Origin of the sequence: Evansella tamaricis, assembly GCF_019042215.1 — a bacterium.
GTDB classification, from domain to species: Bacteria; Bacillota; Bacilli; order Bacillales; family Salisediminibacteriaceae; genus Evansella; species Evansella tamaricis.
Genome location: NZ_JAHQCS010000079.1, coordinates 1 through 17574 on the forward strand (window position 1 = coordinate 1; position 17574 = coordinate 17574).

At 38.5% G+C, this 17574-nt stretch carries 14 protein-coding genes; 2 read left to right on the forward strand and 12 right to left on the reverse strand.

Going from position 1 to position 17574, the window contains the following annotated elements; translation table 11 throughout:
- Positions 1-401: 401 nt before the first annotated feature.
- The 4 genes from KS419_RS07690 to KS419_RS07705 form a co-directional block, all read right to left on the reverse strand.
- Positions 402-1382 (reverse strand): bile acid:sodium symporter family protein, encoded by a 981-nt coding sequence (locus KS419_RS07690; protein ID WP_217065590.1) that lies wholly within the window; start codon positions 1380-1382, stop codon positions 402-404.
- 66 nt (positions 1383-1448) lie between these two features.
- Positions 1449-2567: a glycoside hydrolase family 88/105 protein gene (locus KS419_RS07695; protein ID WP_246593713.1), complete on the reverse strand. Its 1119-nt coding sequence runs from the start codon at positions 2565-2567 to the stop codon at positions 1449-1451.
- A gap of 11 nt (positions 2568-2578) precedes the next feature.
- Entirely contained in the window at positions 2579-4108 is a 1530-nt protein-coding gene (locus KS419_RS07700; RefSeq protein WP_217065593.1) for a tagaturonate reductase, read from the reverse strand.
- Positions 4109-4144: 36 nt separating this feature from the next.
- Positions 4145-5638: a UxaA family hydrolase gene (locus KS419_RS07705; protein WP_217065594.1), complete on the reverse strand. Its 1494-nt coding sequence runs from the start codon at positions 5636-5638 to the stop codon at positions 4145-4147.
- A 550-nt stretch (positions 5639-6188) separates the two neighbouring features.
- Here KS419_RS07705 and KS419_RS07710 point away from each other — a divergent pair.
- Positions 6189-7169 (forward strand): LacI family DNA-binding transcriptional regulator, encoded by a 981-nt coding sequence (locus KS419_RS07710; RefSeq protein WP_217065595.1) that lies wholly within the window; start codon positions 6189-6191, stop codon positions 7167-7169.
- Positions 7170-7277: 108 nt separating this feature from the next.
- Here KS419_RS07710 and KS419_RS07715 read toward each other — a convergent pair whose 3' ends face one another.
- From KS419_RS07715 to KS419_RS07740, 6 genes are all read right to left on the reverse strand, one after another.
- Complete coding sequence (locus KS419_RS07715; protein WP_217065597.1) at positions 7278-8087, reverse strand: sugar phosphate isomerase/epimerase family protein; 810 nt, start codon at positions 8085-8087, stop codon at positions 7278-7280.
- A gap of 31 nt (positions 8088-8118) precedes the next feature.
- The gene (locus tag KS419_RS07720; RefSeq protein WP_217065598.1) at positions 8119-8880 is read right to left on the reverse strand and encodes an NAD-dependent epimerase/dehydratase family protein; all 762 of its coding nucleotides are present in this window, start codon (positions 8878-8880) and stop codon (positions 8119-8121) included.
- Between the two features lie 490 nt (positions 8881-9370).
- Positions 9371-10774, reverse strand: coding sequence for a glucuronate isomerase (uxaC, locus tag KS419_RS07725; RefSeq protein ID WP_217065599.1), 1404 nt, complete (start codon positions 10772-10774; stop codon positions 9371-9373).
- A gap of 78 nt (positions 10775-10852) precedes the next feature.
- The gene (locus KS419_RS07730; protein WP_380086537.1) at positions 10853-12151 is read right to left on the reverse strand and encodes a Gfo/Idh/MocA family oxidoreductase; all 1299 of its coding nucleotides are present in this window, start codon (positions 12149-12151) and stop codon (positions 10853-10855) included.
- Positions 12152-12189: 38 nt separating this feature from the next.
- Positions 12190-13035 (reverse strand): carbohydrate ABC transporter permease, encoded by an 846-nt coding sequence (locus KS419_RS07735; protein ID WP_217065600.1) that lies wholly within the window; start codon positions 13033-13035, stop codon positions 12190-12192.
- On the reverse strand, positions 13035-13991 hold the full coding sequence (locus tag KS419_RS07740; protein ID WP_246593715.1) for a carbohydrate ABC transporter permease: 957 nt from the start codon (positions 13989-13991) through the stop codon (positions 13035-13037). The genes KS419_RS07735 and KS419_RS07740 overlap by 1 nt, the downstream gene beginning before the upstream one ends.
- Positions 13992-14206: 215 nt before the next feature.
- On the opposite strand from KS419_RS07740, the gene KS419_RS07745 reads away from it, so the two are divergent.
- Positions 14207-14443, forward strand: a complete 237-nt coding sequence (locus KS419_RS07745; protein WP_217065601.1) for a hypothetical protein — start codon at positions 14207-14209, stop codon at positions 14441-14443.
- A gap of 41 nt (positions 14444-14484) precedes the next feature.
- Here the strand turns inward: KS419_RS07745 and KS419_RS07750 are convergent, their stop codons facing one another.
- Both KS419_RS07750 and KS419_RS07755 read right to left on the reverse strand, forming a co-directional pair.
- Positions 14485-15864, reverse strand: coding sequence for an ABC transporter substrate-binding protein (locus tag KS419_RS07750; protein WP_217065602.1), 1380 nt, complete (start codon positions 15862-15864; stop codon positions 14485-14487).
- A gap of 608 nt (positions 15865-16472) precedes the next feature.
- Positions 16473-17129 carry a YesL family protein gene (locus KS419_RS07755; protein WP_217065603.1) on the reverse strand — a complete coding sequence of 219 codons (657 nt, stop codon included), beginning with the start codon at positions 17127-17129 and terminating at the stop codon, positions 16473-16475.
- Positions 17130-17574 lie beyond the last annotated feature (445 nt).

Here is a 17574-nt window from a genome sequence, read left to right on the forward strand (position 1 = left end):
TACTCAGCTACTCTTTTGTCGCTTCCTCCTTCAGGATGCGACATTAGTTCGGTACTCAGCATCTCTTTTGTCGCTTCCTCCTTCAGGATGCGACATTAGTTCGGGGCTCGGCTCCTCTTTTGTCGCTTCCTCCTTTAAGGATGCGACATTAGGGAGGGGACCTGCTCCTCTTTTGTCGCATCCTCCTTTAGGATGCGACATTAGTATGGTACTCAGCTGCTCTTTTGTCGCTTCCTCCTTCAGGGATGCGACACTAGTTTGGTACACAGCAACACTTTTCACGCTCCTCCTTAACCCTTAACGACGCGACATTGGAACCGAATTGACCTCCTGTTTGTTTTCGAGTTAAACGACACTATTTCTGATCTCTGCCCCCCACCGCTAATTTTGCCCCACTCTTCTTAAATACCTGTGAGGCCATTCTGTCTCCGATCAATTCTCCGTCTCATTACGTGAAAATAATAGTTTGCTAAACGCCCAAAGATGGATGCCAGAAACTGCTGGAACAAAATAGCCGTAACAATTGGAAATGCTGCGGAAGGCGGGAAAAAGGCAACAGCTAATGCGGCACCTGCCCCATTATTTCTCATCCCGGTATTATACATGATGCTCAGAACAACACCTTTCTCCCATTTGAATATCCTTGCAGTGAAAAAGCCCATTATAAATCCAATGCAAGCAATGATAAAGACAAGGACTGCGATCAAGATAACCGTCCCGTCAAAGCTTCGAAAATAAGGGGCCACCACTGCTCCATTTACCAGAATGACAAAGATGAGCGCAAATTTAGAAAATGGGGAAAGGAAAGATGCTGTCTTATTTATCTTCTCCTTTAAAAATCTTGTCACCAAAACTCCCAAGATGGAAGGGGCAACGATCATCCAGAACAATCCGATCATTAGACCGTATGTATCCATCGACACTTGAGTACCGATGAAGAAGTGTAATAAATACGGTACTAACAATGGTGAAAGTAACGTATTGATAAGGACAATCGTTAGTGTCAGCGCTCTGTTCCCATTGTAAGTGGATACCCACATTAATGAGACGACACCTGTCGGTATAATGTAAGCCAGGACAAATCCCATGATAATATATGGATCATTGGCAAAAAAGACGTTAGCAATCCCATATGCGAGGGATGGCATAATCAACTGCAGCAAAACTAAACAGACAATAATAGGAAATGGCCGCATAACTGCTTTTCGTATGGAGCGAATATTTAAACCTAAACAGCTTACGAAGCTGATAAAGGCAAACACCCATTTCACTAAATAGGAGTAGGAGCTTAGCCACGAAAATATTGTTACCCCTAAAATAACTGCACTTGGAGCAATGAGCAGCATCCATTTTTGTAAAAATCTATTTATGGTTTCTAACACACAATTCCCTTCTCTCGAAATAAATGAAAGGTCAGATGGATCCAAATCCATTGACCTTAATAAAAACTATCTGACTATTGTACTCTCCTTCTGATGCATTTGAACGCTTGCTAAAACAAACGCACCTACTCCATGTAAATCGTTAGTGCATGTTTCCCGGGCCACATAATAATCATATACCCCAATCGAGGTCCCAATGCATATATCAGTCAGGCCAATACTTCCGTCTGGCTGTACCTCAATAAATCTGTCTACAACACCGTTATAGCCTTTTACCGCCACTTCAAAATATTTGTCATCCACGTATCCCTTGTTTACTGCTTTTGCAATAGTATAGATAAATAAGCAAGAGCCAGAGCTTTCAAGCCAGTTATCCTCTAGATACCCCTTGTCAACAATTTGATACCACAGTCCGGATTCCGGATCCTGAAACTTCACTAAGTTCTCAATCAACTCCTGAACAACACCAATCCACTCCATCTTTTTCGGATGGCCCTCTGGCAGCATTTCAATCATATTTACTAGTGCCATTCCATACCATCCTAATGACCGTCCCCAAATTTCGGGGGCAGTATTTGTACCCATAACAGACCACGGTGTTTTTCCACTCTCATCCCAGCCATGAAAATAGAGGCCTGTCTTCTCATCCTTTGTATTCTTTCGCATTAAGTTTTCTTGCTGGACCACCAAGTCCAAAAGTTCTGGCTCCTCAAACTGTTGACCATATGTGATTGTAAAAGGCCCTGCCATATACAATCCATCCAGCCACATTTGGTAGGGGTACTTATCTTTATGCCAAAATCCCCCTTCCTTCGTTTTGTTCAACGTATTTAAAAGGTTTCTCAACTTTGAAGCAGCTATCTTATAACGCTTTTCACCTGTTTTTTCATATAAAGGGAATAACAGCAGCCCTGGTTGAATTGCATCTAATTCACTTCTCCGGAAAAGAAAATTCCCCTCTTCGTCCACAAGCTTATCGACATACTCCTTAAAGTATTGGTAATAATCATCATTTTTCGTTTCCTTCCAAACATCGTACATTCCATAAAGGAAAACACCCTGATGATAATGCCAACGATCTGCCGGAGGCAATTTACTTGGTTCAAAACGGTTCATTAAGCTTCTACTTGCCTCTTCCGCCCAACGCAAAGGTTTTTTTCCTTTATAAACACTTCCTATCCCCATATTTTAACCTCCTACTTTTTATACGTATTCTGAACAAATTTTTCAACCGACTCTTTCATACCAATTGAAATAATGTCTGTTAAGTATTCCCCTACAAAAATGGCCAGCTGATCCAGTTCTGTTAAATCCTCTCCCCAAAAATCTTGATCGGCCAATATAGCTTGAACAAACTCTGCTATCGTGACTTGCCCTTTAGTAACGTTTTCCCATCCTGAAACAAAAGCGGCAGTCACTTTTTCATTTTCGCGCATTGTATATTCCTGACCATCTTTTCGGAGCCCTATTAAAGGATTTTCCTTCTCCCGGACGGGACGATAATAAGCAATTAGTGCTGCTAATGAAAATACAATTGCCTGAGGCAACCGTCTGTTTTTCTCCGTATACCGGTGAAGTGTTGGAAGTAATCTTGTCTGGAATTTATAGACTGCATTTAACCCGATATCTGTGAGATAATGCTTGTTATATGGGTTTAGGAATCGTTCTTTAACATCCTCCATAAAAGATATCTTAATTTTCTCCTCCGCTTCCACAGTTGGAGCAATTTCTTGAAATCCCAGTTCCACAAATTGACGTAAAGTACTCTCCTTCATAGCCTCCAGAACAGTGTCAACTCCATATAAGTATGAAACGGCGAACAGCATGGTATGGGGACCATTCAGAAGACGAACCTTTAATTCCCTGTGGGAGGTAATGTCTCCCCATTTCACATTTAAACCTGCACGATGAAGAGGGAGTTTCTTCTGGACCGCTTCACTCCCCTCAATGGCAAACATGTGATATGGTTCTCCTACTGTAATAAAATTATCCTTGTACCCTAGTAAGCTATGAAACTCTTCTAGGTTATCATTTGGAAAGCCAGTGACGATCCGGTCTACCAGTGTATTACAAAATTCGTTATGTTCACTCACCCACCTCTTGAACTCAGCAGGTAGATTCCAGTCATCTGCTTTTTTAAGAACAAACTCTCTTAGCTTCAAACCATTTTTTTCAATTAATTCACATGGAATGACTATTAACCCTGAGCCTGAATCTCCTTCGAATGCCTTAAACCGATGATATAAAAAATCTGTCAGTTTTCCAGGAAATGACAGAGGTGCTTCCCCTTCGACATAATCCTCTTCCACATACGTAATCCCTGCTTCTGTTGTGTTGGAAAAAATAAATTCAAGCTCCTGCGACTCCCCAACTTTAAGAACTTCCTGCCAATCAAGTTTTGCATTTAAGCCTCGGGAAATGGAAGAGATCACTTCACTCTTATCTATTACATTGCCATTTTGAACCCCCCTTAACACTACTGTGAAAAGTCCATTCTGTTGATTTAATAAGGGAATCGTTGGACCTTGTGACAAGGGCTGAACAACAACAACCTTTCCATTAAATAAACCTTGCTTATTCATTTGATGGATCATCCAGTCTATATACCCGCGTAAAAAGTTTCCCTGACCGAATTGTAGAATTTTTTCTGGAAGTTCTTCTTGAACTGGTAGCTCCGCAGTAGTTGATACTCCAGACTCTAATAGGTAATTAGTTAAAAGTCTCATCCTGCACCCCTTTCTCTTTTCTCAAAAACTATTAGGTTATAAAATAACTCCGTCCTTAAAAATTGATATTTCTTTAAACCCGAACTTTTCATTGTTTGTTCTTACTTCACCTGATGCCATTTGAATAATATACTCGAAAAATTCATCTGTCAGTTCCTCTTTACCTTTCCCGTCCACTAATACGCCGGCATTAAAATCAATCCAATTTTTCTTTTTCTGAAAAAGGGGAGAATTAGTTGAGATCTTAACCGTTGGGACCGGTCCACCAAAGGGAGTCCCCCTTCCTGTTGTAAAAAGAACAATATGTGCTCCTGAGGCTGCTAACGCTGTAACCGAGATGAGGTCGTTACCCGGTCCCTGCAACAGGTTCAAACCTGCTTTATTTATTCTCGAACCATAAGGCAAGACATCCGCAACTTGGGCAAATCCCCCTTTTTGTACATTCCCTAAGGACTTTTCCTCGAGTGTAGTAATACCACCCTTCTTATTTCCTGGAGAGGGATTTTCATAGACATTTTGTCCATGCCGGATAAAATACTCTTTAAAATCATTGACTAAATCCACAATTTTTCTAAAGGTTGCCTCATCTTTTGACCGTTCCATCAGTATTTGTTCTGCCCCAAACATCTCTGGTGTTTCTGTTAGAATGGTGGCTCCACCATAGGAAATCAGTCTGTCTGAGAATGATCCAAGTAATGGATTCGCAGTAATCCCGGAATATCCATCAGATCCGCCGCATTTTAATCCTACCTTTAACTTCGAAATAGAAACAGGTTGCCTCTCAAATGATTTCGCATAAGTTACCAGTTCCTCCATTAAGTTCATCGCTTCTTCTATTTCATCCTCCGCTTCTTGAATTTCAAGAAATTTCACACGTTTGTCATCATAGTCTCCAATAACCTTTTTGAATTCTTCAATATAATTATTTTCACAGCCTAGACCCATGACTAAGATAGCGGCAGCATTAGGATGATGAATTAAATTACTTAATATCTTTTGTGTATTATGAAGATCATCCCCTAGCTGGGAACACCCAAACAAGTGAGGATAATGATAAACTCCATCTAAGTTTTCATCTTTATACTGTTCCGTTGCATTCTTTGCTACGATTTCGCACGTCTTATTAATACAACCCACAGTATTGATTATCCAAATTTCATTCCGTATCCCTACATCACCATTTTCACGAACATATCCTTGAAATGTTCGATCAGTTTCCATCCTTTTAACTGAAGATGGCTTAGGCGTGTAGCTATATTCCATTGTTCCCTTTAAATTCGTTTTCACATTGTGCGTATGAACCCAGTCTCCAGGACGAATCGTCTCTGTTGCCTTCCCAATAGGATAACCATATTTGATAACGTTTTCATTTTTTTCAATCGTACGGATTGCAATCTTATGACCGGCAACTATCTCTTCGTGAATTGTAATAACCTTATGAGCGACTTTAATTGTGTCCCCTGCCTTAAAATTCTTTAAGGCAAACGCCACATTATCAAGCTGATTGACGATAATATGTGTGGATTCCATTTTTACCCCCCCTATAAATAACAACGTTGTTAATGTAATTATAAAAACGAACACAAAGATTGTCAATCTAAGAAACTTCGAAACAGTATTATTTTCCCCTAACCTTGCCAGTCATTTGATATGCCTCCTTTCTGAGTAGCAAGTAAAAGGGAAATGGACAACATTAATAACATAGAAAGATAAACTTCAATCCCGGCACATTGTTTAACAATGCTGTTATTAACATGCACAAGTATGCCTTACCAACCTCCCCTTTCAAGAGAGTTAACAAGGTTGTAAAAGGTAATTAAAGTGTAAGTGCTTCCCTGAAAGTAGTTCATACTTTCTGAGTATTAATTGTATATCGCCTATGAATTCACCAATTCCCTGATAATATGATGTAAATAATAATATCAGAAAAAATTCATAGGTTATTTTCCGTAGGATTGTAGGCCAGTGTTTTTTTTAGATAGAACTTAGTATTTGTTTATTGGACTAATATGGTATAATCTTAAGTAAAAATAACAACGTTGTTTGCGTTTGTACACTTTGACGTTTGGAGGTAAGGTCTATGGGCGTTACGATTAAAGACATTGCAAAACATGCTGGGGTCAGCTATTCTACCGTATCAAAAGCCCTTCTTAATAGCCCCCTTGTAAAAGAAGATACTAAAAAGAAAGTTGTTACTATCGCAAAGGAGCTTGGCTATCAGCCAAATGCTGCTGCCAGAAGTTTAGTCTCAAAAAAATCAAATACAATTGGTGTTGTTTGGCCTAATGTAGAAAGGCCAGTTCATGCATCGTTGATCACAAAAATTAACAAGCGTCTTGATGATCTTAACTATACAACACTAATGTCTATAAATAACATATGTGATGCGGTTAATACGTTTAACCGATTCCAAGTGGATGCAATTCTAGTTTTTGATGGGGAAGGTGCTACCAATTATTTTTCATCCAAAGTACCAGTGGTGGTCTACGGGTTAAAAAATGATGAAAATCCATATCCGATAGTGGATGTAAACCGAAAATTTGCAATTAAAAGTGCTGTACACTATTTCCATGAAATTGGTCACAAAAAAATCTCTTATATTGGAGACTTACCAGTAGATTCTTTCCAGTTAGAAAAGGTAACCGGATTCAAAGAGGCACTAGCAGAGTGTCAGTTAAAACACTTTGAACACTCCATCCTATCCGTGGAAGGACTTAATCAGCATGATGGCTATTTAGCTACAAAAAAATTATTGGAATCGGGAGATAAGCCAACCGCAATAATAAGTGGAAGTAATGACTTATCTAAAGGTGCACTCCGGGCAATTAGCGAAAGTAACCTTAAAATCCCCGAGGATATTTCCATTATTAGTTATGATAACCTGCCTCAAAAAGAAGGTGTCAGCGTACCCTTATCCATTGTCGGAGTACCACTAGATAAAATTACGGAAAAGCTAACAGATACTTTAATAGATGTAATAAACCAAAAAGAGGTTGAGCGATCTATCATTCTAAGTCCAGAAATTAAAATTACGGAATCCTGTGAACGAGTACAAAATTAGTTATCCACACCATAAGAAAAGCGCGGAGCTAGACAGAGATAAGAAAACTTATACTTTCTCTTAATAAAAGGACGTTTTCTTCATCATGAAAACGTCCTTTTCCATCCTTTACAATACACTCTCTAGGAAGCGTTTACACTCGGCCATTTCATGTGACTTTGCGGCCTCCATTATAATAATAGATTCCGGCTTATATTTTTCTAATAGCTTCAAGTATAATGAATAATTCATTTGCCCCTTTCCAGGTGGGACAGTCTTAATTGAATTCTCAGTTAAAATTCGGTCCTTTGCATGGCACGCCACAATACGGTTTCCGAGCAATCGAAACGCTTCTTCGATCACATCCTCCTGTTGATAAAAATTTTCAGCAGTCAATAAATTTCCCGGATCTAATACAACCCCCAGTTGGGATGAATTTATTTCATCTAACATTTTTTTTAATGAGGTTGCGGTATCAATTAAGTGACCGTTTGCTGGCTCAATTCCAACAAACACCCCCCACTTTTCCCCTTCTTCTACTATTTCTCTTATCGTGGCTATTAAGGTCTTCCAGTCTTCATCATTTACTTCCCAAGTGGGCTTTCCCACTTCTGCTGCAACAATTGGTGCACCTAATAAACTTGCATAACGAATTAATTCCTTAAATCGGGCGGTATTCTCCTGAAGAATAGCTTTGTCACGATGATATAGGTGAAGGTAACAAGCAAGAATAGAGATAGAAACACCATGCTTATTAAATTCTTCTTTAATATTTGAAGCCAATCCCGGGTTCAGAAGCCCCGGTTTACTAAAGTCATAATCATTCACAGCTTTCCATAAAGCTAATTGCACATGTTTAAAACCAGAAGAGCCCACTTCTTCAGCAAGTTGCTTGTATGGCATCTTCCCAAATAAATGAGCTAAAATTCCAACATTCATGTTATTTCCCCCCTTACTAGTAATTTTCCCTCTACACGTCCTTTCTCTCCTCTAATAAGTCCATTACATTTCTCTTAGATTGATAATTCAGCTCCTTCATTAGATTAGAGGTATCCCATGGCTTTCCAGGGTTAGCTGATACACCATAGTATGTCCCATAGGTAACATCAGCCTCGATTGCGGCAAGGAACAGGCCAATAACATCATCCGTTGTAAGTAACGTCTTCTTCAGCCTGGGCTTCTCCTGTATCGCCACATGCTCTTTTTTTGGAGGGACTGAACCAATGCGGATATTTAACACAGATAAGGAACGCTGGGAAAAAAGAAAGCCTGCTTGCTCTGAGGCTAATTTTAATAATCCATAAACACTTTTCATATAAGGATAATCGTTGACAGTAATCTCTCTTCCTAACAGGGAGTTTCCATCTTCCTCGTAATAATCGGTAACGTGATTACTACTACAATAAATAACCTTAGAAATTCCGATTTTTTCTGCAACGAGTAGAATATAATAAGTTGCCTTAAAAAACACATCAGTCATTACATCAAAGTTATCCTTATTTTCTATTGGTCCCTCTGTATTAACTTTGAGCAAATTAATAATTACATCTGCATCCTCGGGGATCTTTGTTATTAACTCGTGATAATTTGTTGCATCCAATTGAATACAATTAGCGCTCTCTAAATGCTTAGTGTCCTTATCCATAATTACAACTTGGTAATTATTCATTAATCCCTTAGAGAGTATTTTTCCAATTGTACCTGCACCACCTATGAGAATTACTTTTTTCATACTAAATGCCCTTTCCTTTTTCACGGGGTATATACTCGAATTTAGCTGACGTTACATTATTTTAATAGAAGTTGATATGACATTAATCAGCGAGTTAACTGTCTCTTCCTCTACTAGCGTTTGCCCTGCAAATTATCCATCAAGACAACTCAAATCATATTCGTGAGGTAAATGCTCGTTACTTCTGCGATTACTCGTCGCATGATAACCGTTGCTTCTGCGATTACTCGTCGCACAAGAGAATCCTGTGGGAATAGCGAGCCTGGCAAGACCTCGCAGAGACGGATGAACGAGGATGCTTGCGGTTCGACCGCGGAAAGTGAGTAGATGGATGGCATATCAACACTTATTGTATTGTCACCAATTCATCATTTAATCTTCCCACCAAATATGAAATAATGCGTTGGATCTCAATGTAAACAACGGTTAAAGGACAAGCCCTCATTTCCAAAGAAAACGAAGGCTTTGTTATCTAATTTCCTTAGGTATCTTACTCAATCTCAAAATAATTTGATGCATTTGTATAACAGATATCCTGAACTATTTTGCCGAGCAGGTGATAATCCCTAGGAGCTTCCCCAGCCTCAACCCATCCCCCAAGGAGGTCGCATAAAATACGTCTGAAATATTCATGGCGGGTAAAGGATAGAAAGCTTCTTGAATCTGTAAGCATGCCAATAAATGTACTAAGTATACCGATGCTTGCAAGATCAGTCATTTGTTTAACCATTCCAATTTTCTGATCGTTATACCACCATCCAGATCCAAGCTGCAATTTTCCTTTCGTTTCGCTAGATTGAAAGTTCCCAATTGCAGTGGCAATAGTGTAATTATGATTTGGATTTAAGCTATATAAAATTGTCTTTGGCAGTTCGTCCCTCTTATCAAGCTCATTCAGAAATCCATTTAGGTTTCGCGATAAATCAAAATCATGAATAGAATCATAGCCAGTATCTGGTCCCAATAAGTTAAACATACGGTGGTTATTATTTCTTAAAGCACCCACATGAAATTGCATCACCCAGCCTAGGGAAGAGTACATTCGCCCTAAAAACAATAGTGTATAGGTTTTATACATTTCCTCTTCTTGTTTACTAATGCTTTGACCACTTACTCCTTTTTCAAAAATTGCGGAGGCTTCTTCTAAAGTACAAGGTGTATAAGGTAATGTCTCTATCCCATGGTCAGAAATTCGACAACCTTCCCTATGAAAATAATGAATTCTTTTTTCCAGAGCTTTTAATAGGTTTTCATAAGATATAATATCTGTTTCCGATACGTCCGATAGCTTATTGATGTATTCCTGAAAATCTGGACGAATGATTTCCACTGCTTTGTCTGGTCGGAATGCTGGCAATACTTTTGTCTCCATGGAGGATTGTTCTTTAATTCTTTGATGAAACTCCAATGTGTCTATTGGGTCGTCTGTTGTACAAATGACCTTTACCCCTGATTGAGCAATAATACCTTGGGTCCTGAAGTCTTTTGTCTGTATCATGGCACTGCAATGATTCCAAATTTCTTCACTCGTCTCTTCATTCAATAATAAATCAGTCTCAAAATAACGCTTCAACTCTAAATGCGTCCAATGATAAAGAGGATTTCCTATGGTATATGGTACCGATCTAGCCCAAGCCTGAAATTTTTCATAATCACTTGCTTTTCCTGTAATCAACTCTTCTTCGACACCTAGACTCCTCATTGCCCGCCACTTATAGTGATCCCCGTGAAGCCAAATCTCTGTAATATTTGAGAATCTTCTATTCTCTGCAATTTCCTTTGGGCTTAAATGACAATGGTAATCATAAATTGGCATGTCTTTAGCATATTGGTGAAATAAGACTCTGGACGCTTCATTAGTCAGCATAAAATCATCATGAATGAATGGTTTCATATAAAACTAGCTCCTCCTAAACAAATACTTTGAAATAAAACCTTCCTTTATATATGGAAGGTTGTTGAATCATCTTGACTATACAGATTGCTTCGAGACTGACAGGACATCTTTTATACAAATCGGTTTCTTCTCTTGAACAGAGCGCCATACAGCCTCTCCTGTAGCAACTGCGTAAGCCCCATCCACAGCTCCAGACTGAATAGTGTACGTTCTTCTTGGATCAACACCAAGAAATAAATCCTCTAACATAATTGGGTCGGCCCCACCATGCCCCCCCTCTTTATGAACCACATGAATAGTTTCCTTTGATCCAAAGAGTGGAAAAAAATCAATTGTCTGCACCTCCGTTGGAAATGGTACCCTTTCTTTAATATGGTATTCCGTCGATTCAATTCTACCTTTTGTTCCGTTAATGGCTAATCGATATCCTTCATATGGTAATGAGAAATTTACTGAATAGCTTAATAGTGCCCCTTTATCGTACTTTATCGTAGCAGTGTACGTGTCCTCAATCGTAATCTCTGAATCATAAATACATTGATCAGAACGATAGTTAGTATATTCATTGTGCATTTCTCCCACATTTTTGTTATTAATGTGGTCATCTACAACATGAACAGTTTCACTTCTGCTGTTCCAGCGTCTATAATAATCGCAATCCAGCTTTACATCGCACGTTCCACAAAATCTTCCATCTTCTTTCTTCGGATTTAGTTCTCCTTCCGCACCATAATAATTTAAGGCGCCATAGGCAAATAATTCCACAGGCTTTTGATCAGTCCACCAGCTAACCAAATCAAAATGGTGTGAGCATTTATGAATGGACAATCCACCTGAAAATTCTCTCATCCGGTTCCAACGCTGAAAATAACTAGATCCATGGTACGTATCAATGTACCAGTTTAAATCAATAGATGTTATTCTCCCAACCTTCCCTTCCAAAACTAGTTCCTTTATTTTTGTATGGATCGGAGTATAGCGATAGTTAAATGTCACCGTTACTTTACCCTCGCTTTTCGCCTCCGCATCAATAATCCTTTGACAGTCTTCTCCTGTTGTAGCCATTGGTTTTTCTACAATCACATCCAAGCCCATCTCTAGAGCTTTAATAATATAAGTTACATGTGTATCATCCCTACTTGCAATAATAACAGTATCCGGATTCGTGTCTGTTACCATCTGAGCAAAATCATTTGGAAGATACTCAGGAACTTCTGAAAGGGAGGGATAAGTATCTTTACATATTTCGAAACGTTTAGTATCTGAATCTAACAAACCTACTATCTTCGATGTTGTGGAAAAAGTAGATAATATAGGCCCTACAAACATATTCAATGCCCGTTTACTCACACCACAAATAGCATATTTTTTCACGCCTTCCATCACCCATTTCATCTCTATTTAACTACTGATTACTTAATACCGGTAGTTGCAATACCCTTAACTAAATATTTCTGACAGAATAGGAACAAGATAAATTGAGGTATTAAGGACACTGTAGACATGGCAATCAATGGTCCCCAAGCTGTCAGGTTATCTGGGTCCGAAAAGGCACGTAATCCTAATGCCATGGTATATAAATTTGTATCCTGTAAATAAATTAATGGGGATAAGAAATCATCCCAAGTCCACATAAATTGAAATATCATTACTGTTACAAGGGCGGGCTTACATAAAGGTAAAATGATATACCAGAATACGCCATACCAGGAACATCCATCAATAATTGCAGCTTCATCAAGCTCCCTTGGTATTCCTCGAATAAACTGTACCATTAAGAAAATAAAAAATGGTGAGCCTCCAATAAATGCAGGTACAACTAGGGGTAAAAAAGTGTTCACCCAATTTAAATTATGGAAAAGAATATATTGCGGAATTAAAGTTACTTGCATCGGAAGCATTACCGTCGCCAATAAGCACGCAAATAAAGCACCTTGAAACTTAAATTTTAATCTAGCGAATGCAAAGGCTACAAGACTGGATGAAAACAAAGCCCCCACAACAGAAAGACTCGTTACGATCATGGAGTTTTTGAAAAACAAATCAAAACCGTATTTACCAAAGCCACTCCATCCTTGAACATAGTTTTCCCATTTAATTTCAGAAGGTATTAAGGATGCGGAGTTTAGAAAGATTTCGTGCTCCGGTTTAAGCGAGCTTACAGCCATCCATAATATTGGGTAAAGCATCAGGAGACCGAATCCAATGATAAATGTGTGATATATAATAGAAGCCCTTTTGGACTTTCGATTATCCATTAGCCTTTCCCTCCTTCCGACTCATAGTAAACCCATTTCTTTGAGGATTTAAAAATTAAGAATGTAGCTAGTGCAATCACTACAAGCAATACCCAGGCTAAAGCTGATGCATAGCCCATCCGATAGTTCGTAAATGCTTCACGGTAGAGATATAATGCATAAAATAACGTTTTATTTACTGGTCCACCTTGTGTAATTAAAAAAGCTTGAGTAAAGGTCATAAATGCATTAATCATTTGAAATACTAGGTTAAAGAAAATTACGGGAGTTAACAATGGTATGGTAATACTAAAAAACTTTTTGAACCTGCTTGCTCCATCTACAGATGCTGCCTCATATAATTCTGTTGGAATCTGACGTAAACCTGCCAGGAAAATAACCATTGGAGATCCAAATTGCCAAACAATAAGTAGTATTAGTACCCAAATTGCATAATCTGGATGGGAAAACCAGTTGTAACCCTCAATTCCAAAATTACCTAATACGTGGTTTAAGGCACCTTCTCTGCCAAAAATCTGTCTCCATATAACAGCAATAGCAACACTCCCCCCGATAATAGAAGGGATATAATAGAGAAGCGTATAGAACCCGGAACCCCTGTGCCCCATATTCATCAACATTGCTACAAATAGGGCAAACAATAATTTTAGAGGAACAGAAATAACTACAAAAAGAAGGGTCACTTTTAATGATGTGATAAATAAAGGATCATTTGTAAAAATACGAATGTAATTGTCTAGCCCTACCCATGTTGGTTCTTGCAGCATATTATAATTTGTAAAGGATAAATAAAACGAATATATCATTGGACCAATAACGAACCCTATAAAACCGATCAGCCAGGGTGATAGAAAGGATAAAGCAATTAAATTATGCTTTATCGTTCTTTTCTTCACACTTCCTGACAAAAAACCACTCGGCCTCAGTTTCATTGGTTTACCCAACTCTTCTCTCATACTGGACCTCCCTTGAGGAAGAGGTAGGGACATATCTAGAGTGTTTAGTTGAAAATCCGAACAATACACATCCATAGCGAAGGAAATATACGAAATACTGTCTCTTCCTCTAATAGCTAATGTTTTCGAAATGTATCCATCGTTACCACTCGAAGCAATTCTAGGAAGTAAACGTCCGTTCTTTGCGGGATCAAAGGCAAAGGTGAGCCTCCACAGTGACGAGCAATACTTCACGAGTATACTGCGAGTTGTCTCAACGGACAGAACGTCCTAATATCGGGCAAGCCACAGGACGTGGCGCTTTGCCCGATGGACGGATGATCTACATAGCGATGCTAGAAGAGGAAAAGATACGCGGAGCGAGGTGGCTCACCAGACGCCCGCGGATAGTAAAGTCTATTTCCGTAGCCAATGATTGTATCAACCAGCAATTTGTTCGGATTTCTCATTGATTAAAATACTTTTGTCCCAGCCTCTTTATGTTTTTCATCTCCTAATTTCTGTCAATTATATCCTGAACACCTTTTTTATAGTCTTCGAGTGCTTCTTCTGGAGATTTTAATCCATATAAAACCTCATAAATAACAACCTCAAAAAATCTATCCATCTCTTGACCAGTTGGTGGTGGCGGTGGTGGTGCAGATCCTGCATACTCTGAAATTAAATCGATGTATTCAAACTGCTGTTGGACCGTTCTTTCCGCACTATCATATAAATGGTCACGAATTTCTGAGGAAATTGGTACACCACGGTCACCTTGGAAAACCTCATGTGCCTCAATACTGTTTGTTAAATAGTCCATGAATTTAACTACTTCATCTGGGTGTTCAGTATTGGTATTCATTGAGAAGAATAAGGATGCTCGAATGTATTGTCCTGACTCCCCACTTGCACCAAATGGCAAGGTTGTTAATTCAAAGTCTCGATTTGCTGCATTTGAGACAGCGACAATTTGGTTACTATGAATTACTTGCATTGGTACATCACCTGATACCAACAAGTAGTCTTCAATAGCCCCAGTTGCCTCCAATACATCTGCAGGTGGCACAAGCCCATCTACCTCTAAATCTAACCAGAAGTTAATGTAGTCAAGGAATAATTTATCATCGTCCCATCCTCTCGTCGTACCCTCATCATTATATAGCCAGCCTCCATTTTGTCTTAACCAGACACCAAATCCCCTGTCATGTTGGACATCATTTCGGATAGCATATTTTAAATCTAACGCCTCTTGAACTTCACGACCCTTTGCCACATAATCTTCCCACGTATCTCCAGGTGCAGGATAATCTACTCCTGCTTCGTCAAACATATCCGGGTTATATGCTAGGGCAAACGCATTGCTTCCTGTATTTAAACCCACCAGCTGATCACCAATATAACCTGGTGCCAATCCAGTCTGATCAATATTGTCTGTATTAATTGCACCGGAATCAATGTACGGTTGTAAATCTGCAAGTACCTCACTCTGTGTATACTGAGGTAGCCAACGGTCTACCATTTGGAAGACATCAGGTGCATTACCACCTGCTGCCTGTGTTGCTAATTTTTCAGAGTAATCGTCAAATCCTAAAAACTCATAATCTATTTTCACATTCGGATTGTCAGCTTCATACATTTCAATAACCTCTAACGTCCGATCATGACGGTCTTGGTTCCCCCACCACATAAACCGTATCTCAACCTGTTCCTCTCCCGTATTCTCAGGCTCGTCATTTGATTCAGTCGAATTGTCCGATTCGTTTGAGGCATTATCTGTCGTATCATTAGATTCTGTAGATTCCGTTTCAGTATCGCTGGAACATGCTGCAAAAACAGTTAAAGTCATCGCACAAACCATCAAAATGAATAATGCTTTGATTTTTACAGACATAGAATTTCCCCCTTGATAATTTTATTAACTCTACGATTTCCCCTGTCACTATCACACTTTGACAACATAAAAAATAGTATTCTTTTTGTGTATGTATTTCTCCCCTTCCCGTTTGTTTTTTAACATTAGGTTAGAATCATTAAGCGACTTCTCGTGTATGACAACGTTGTAAATTTGTATAACAACGTTGTAAATTTATATTATCATGGGTGGTAAGCGTTTTCAATAATGAATTTTGAATTTTTAAATAATTTATTAAATTTTGTTCATTACTTCTGAAAATTCCGATTAAAACAGGGTTAGAAATATTATTTTTACTAGAGAACGTTTTGATAGGAATTGGGTTAACTCTGTTGTCTAACTATCATTACAGCCGAGAGGCCTCCTTCCTTAAAAATTAGGTGCATTTTTAAGTGGGAGGTGAATTGGCGGTTTTGACTTTCTTACTAGGATTTATATAATATTTTTGTAATCTAAGCTTATGAGAACTTACGTTCGGTTAGGTGAGATGTGAAATCGACTCCACTGGTGGTTAATCGTCATTTCTAAAGTCGATACCCCAGAAACCCCCACTTCAAATTTCGTTAGAAATTAAGTGGCGAGAGTATTCATGATTTTATACTTGCCGTGTTTTCGATACATGATTCTTCCTTGATTTTTTCTAGTTTTTGAAAAATACGATACGTTATTAACATGAGGATCATACTGAGTGGTGCCACACTAAAAAATAAGACCAAGGCAGAATTCCAAAGGACAATAAACGCGCTAGATACTACGAGGACTCCCATTAACAAAGACTGCAATGGGTTGGAGAGTGCAACAATAATAGTGAATTTCAAATATTGGAGAACTTTTAGATCATAATGAACGTATACAGGAAAAATGTACAATAATACAATAATGAAATTGATTAATACAAATACAAATAAGATAGTTAATATTTGAGAAACGATCCCTTCCAAGTGAAGGAAAAAATAAATATCGAATATTAAGATGCCACCTATTATTAATAGGATAAACCCAAGAAGATTAACCTTCAGAAACTCTTTTCGGAAAGTGTTCCAAAAAAATTTAGTAATTGAAATGTCTCCATCCCCTTCCATCCATTTTCTAACGATGGAAAATACCGATGCCGTTGCTGGTGCAATACCGAAAATTATTCCACCAACGATCGTAAAACCAAACCATAATAAATTCAGATAAGCAAGCTTCATAATCCAATCACAGGCAAGAAAAAAGGGACTTGCTACTTTACCAAAATTCATATGAAATCCTCCTCTGTTGGGGTCACTTCTGCATTAATAACGTTGTTAATTTATTATAAGACAGGAAACTATTGTTTCAATAGAAACTTTTATACTTCTAATACTATCAACCTCTGTTTAATTAGCTTTATATTTTAGAACATGTCTAAGTAAAACTTTAATGTTAATTTACACTTTAGAATACTAACTTGTCTCTTTCTCTACTCCTGCGATTACTCGTCGCTTTAGAGAATTGTTCCTTTTCCCGCAGGCATATGCTCCGCCGAAACAACAGCGAGTTGCTCGACGGATAGTCCCCAAAGCATTCCCTTGTAGGAAGAGACAGTAAGTACCTTCCGTTCAATCAACTTGTTCCTTTAACATAGCGTCAACAAAAAACAAGATTATTAGCTTTTCAAATAATTCCAGTAGAAGAAAAGTCAAAAAGACGTACGATAATTGAACC

Coding starts and splice junctions, on each gene's coding strand:
- KS419_RS07720 (WP_217065598.1), bottom strand. CDS start 8,880: ATGAAAAAAGTAATTCTCATAGGTGGTGCAGGTACAATTGGAAAAATA.
- KS419_RS07700 (WP_217065593.1), bottom strand. CDS start 4,108: ATGAGACTTTTAACTAATTACCTATTAGAGTCTGGAGTATCAACTACT.
- KS419_RS07755 (WP_217065603.1), bottom strand. CDS start 17,129: ATGAATTTTGGTAAAGTAGCAAGTCCCTTTTTTCTTGCCTGTGATTGG.
- KS419_RS07735 (WP_217065600.1), bottom strand. CDS start 13,035: ATGGATAATCGAAAGTCCAAAAGGGCTTCTATTATATATCACACATTT.
- KS419_RS07740 (WP_246593715.1), bottom strand. CDS start 13,991: ATGAGAGAAGAGTTGGGTAAACCAATGAAACTGAGGCCGAGTGGTTTT.
- KS419_RS07695 (WP_246593713.1), bottom strand. CDS start 2,567: ATGGGGATAGGAAGTGTTTATAAAGGAAAAAAACCTTTGCGTTGGGCG.
- KS419_RS07705 (WP_217065594.1), bottom strand. CDS start 5,638: ATGGAATCCACACATATTATCGTCAATCAGCTTGATAATGTGGCGTTT.
- KS419_RS07710 (WP_217065595.1), top strand. CDS start 6,189: ATGGGCGTTACGATTAAAGACATTGCAAAACATGCTGGGGTCAGCTAT.
- uxaC (WP_217065599.1), bottom strand. CDS start 10,774: ATGAAACCATTCATTCATGATGATTTTATGCTGACTAATGAAGCGTCC.
- KS419_RS07750 (WP_217065602.1), bottom strand. CDS start 15,864: ATGTCTGTAAAAATCAAAGCATTATTCATTTTGATGGTTTGTGCGATG.
- KS419_RS07715 (WP_217065597.1), bottom strand. CDS start 8,087: ATGAATGTTGGAATTTTAGCTCATTTATTTGGGAAGATGCCATACAAG.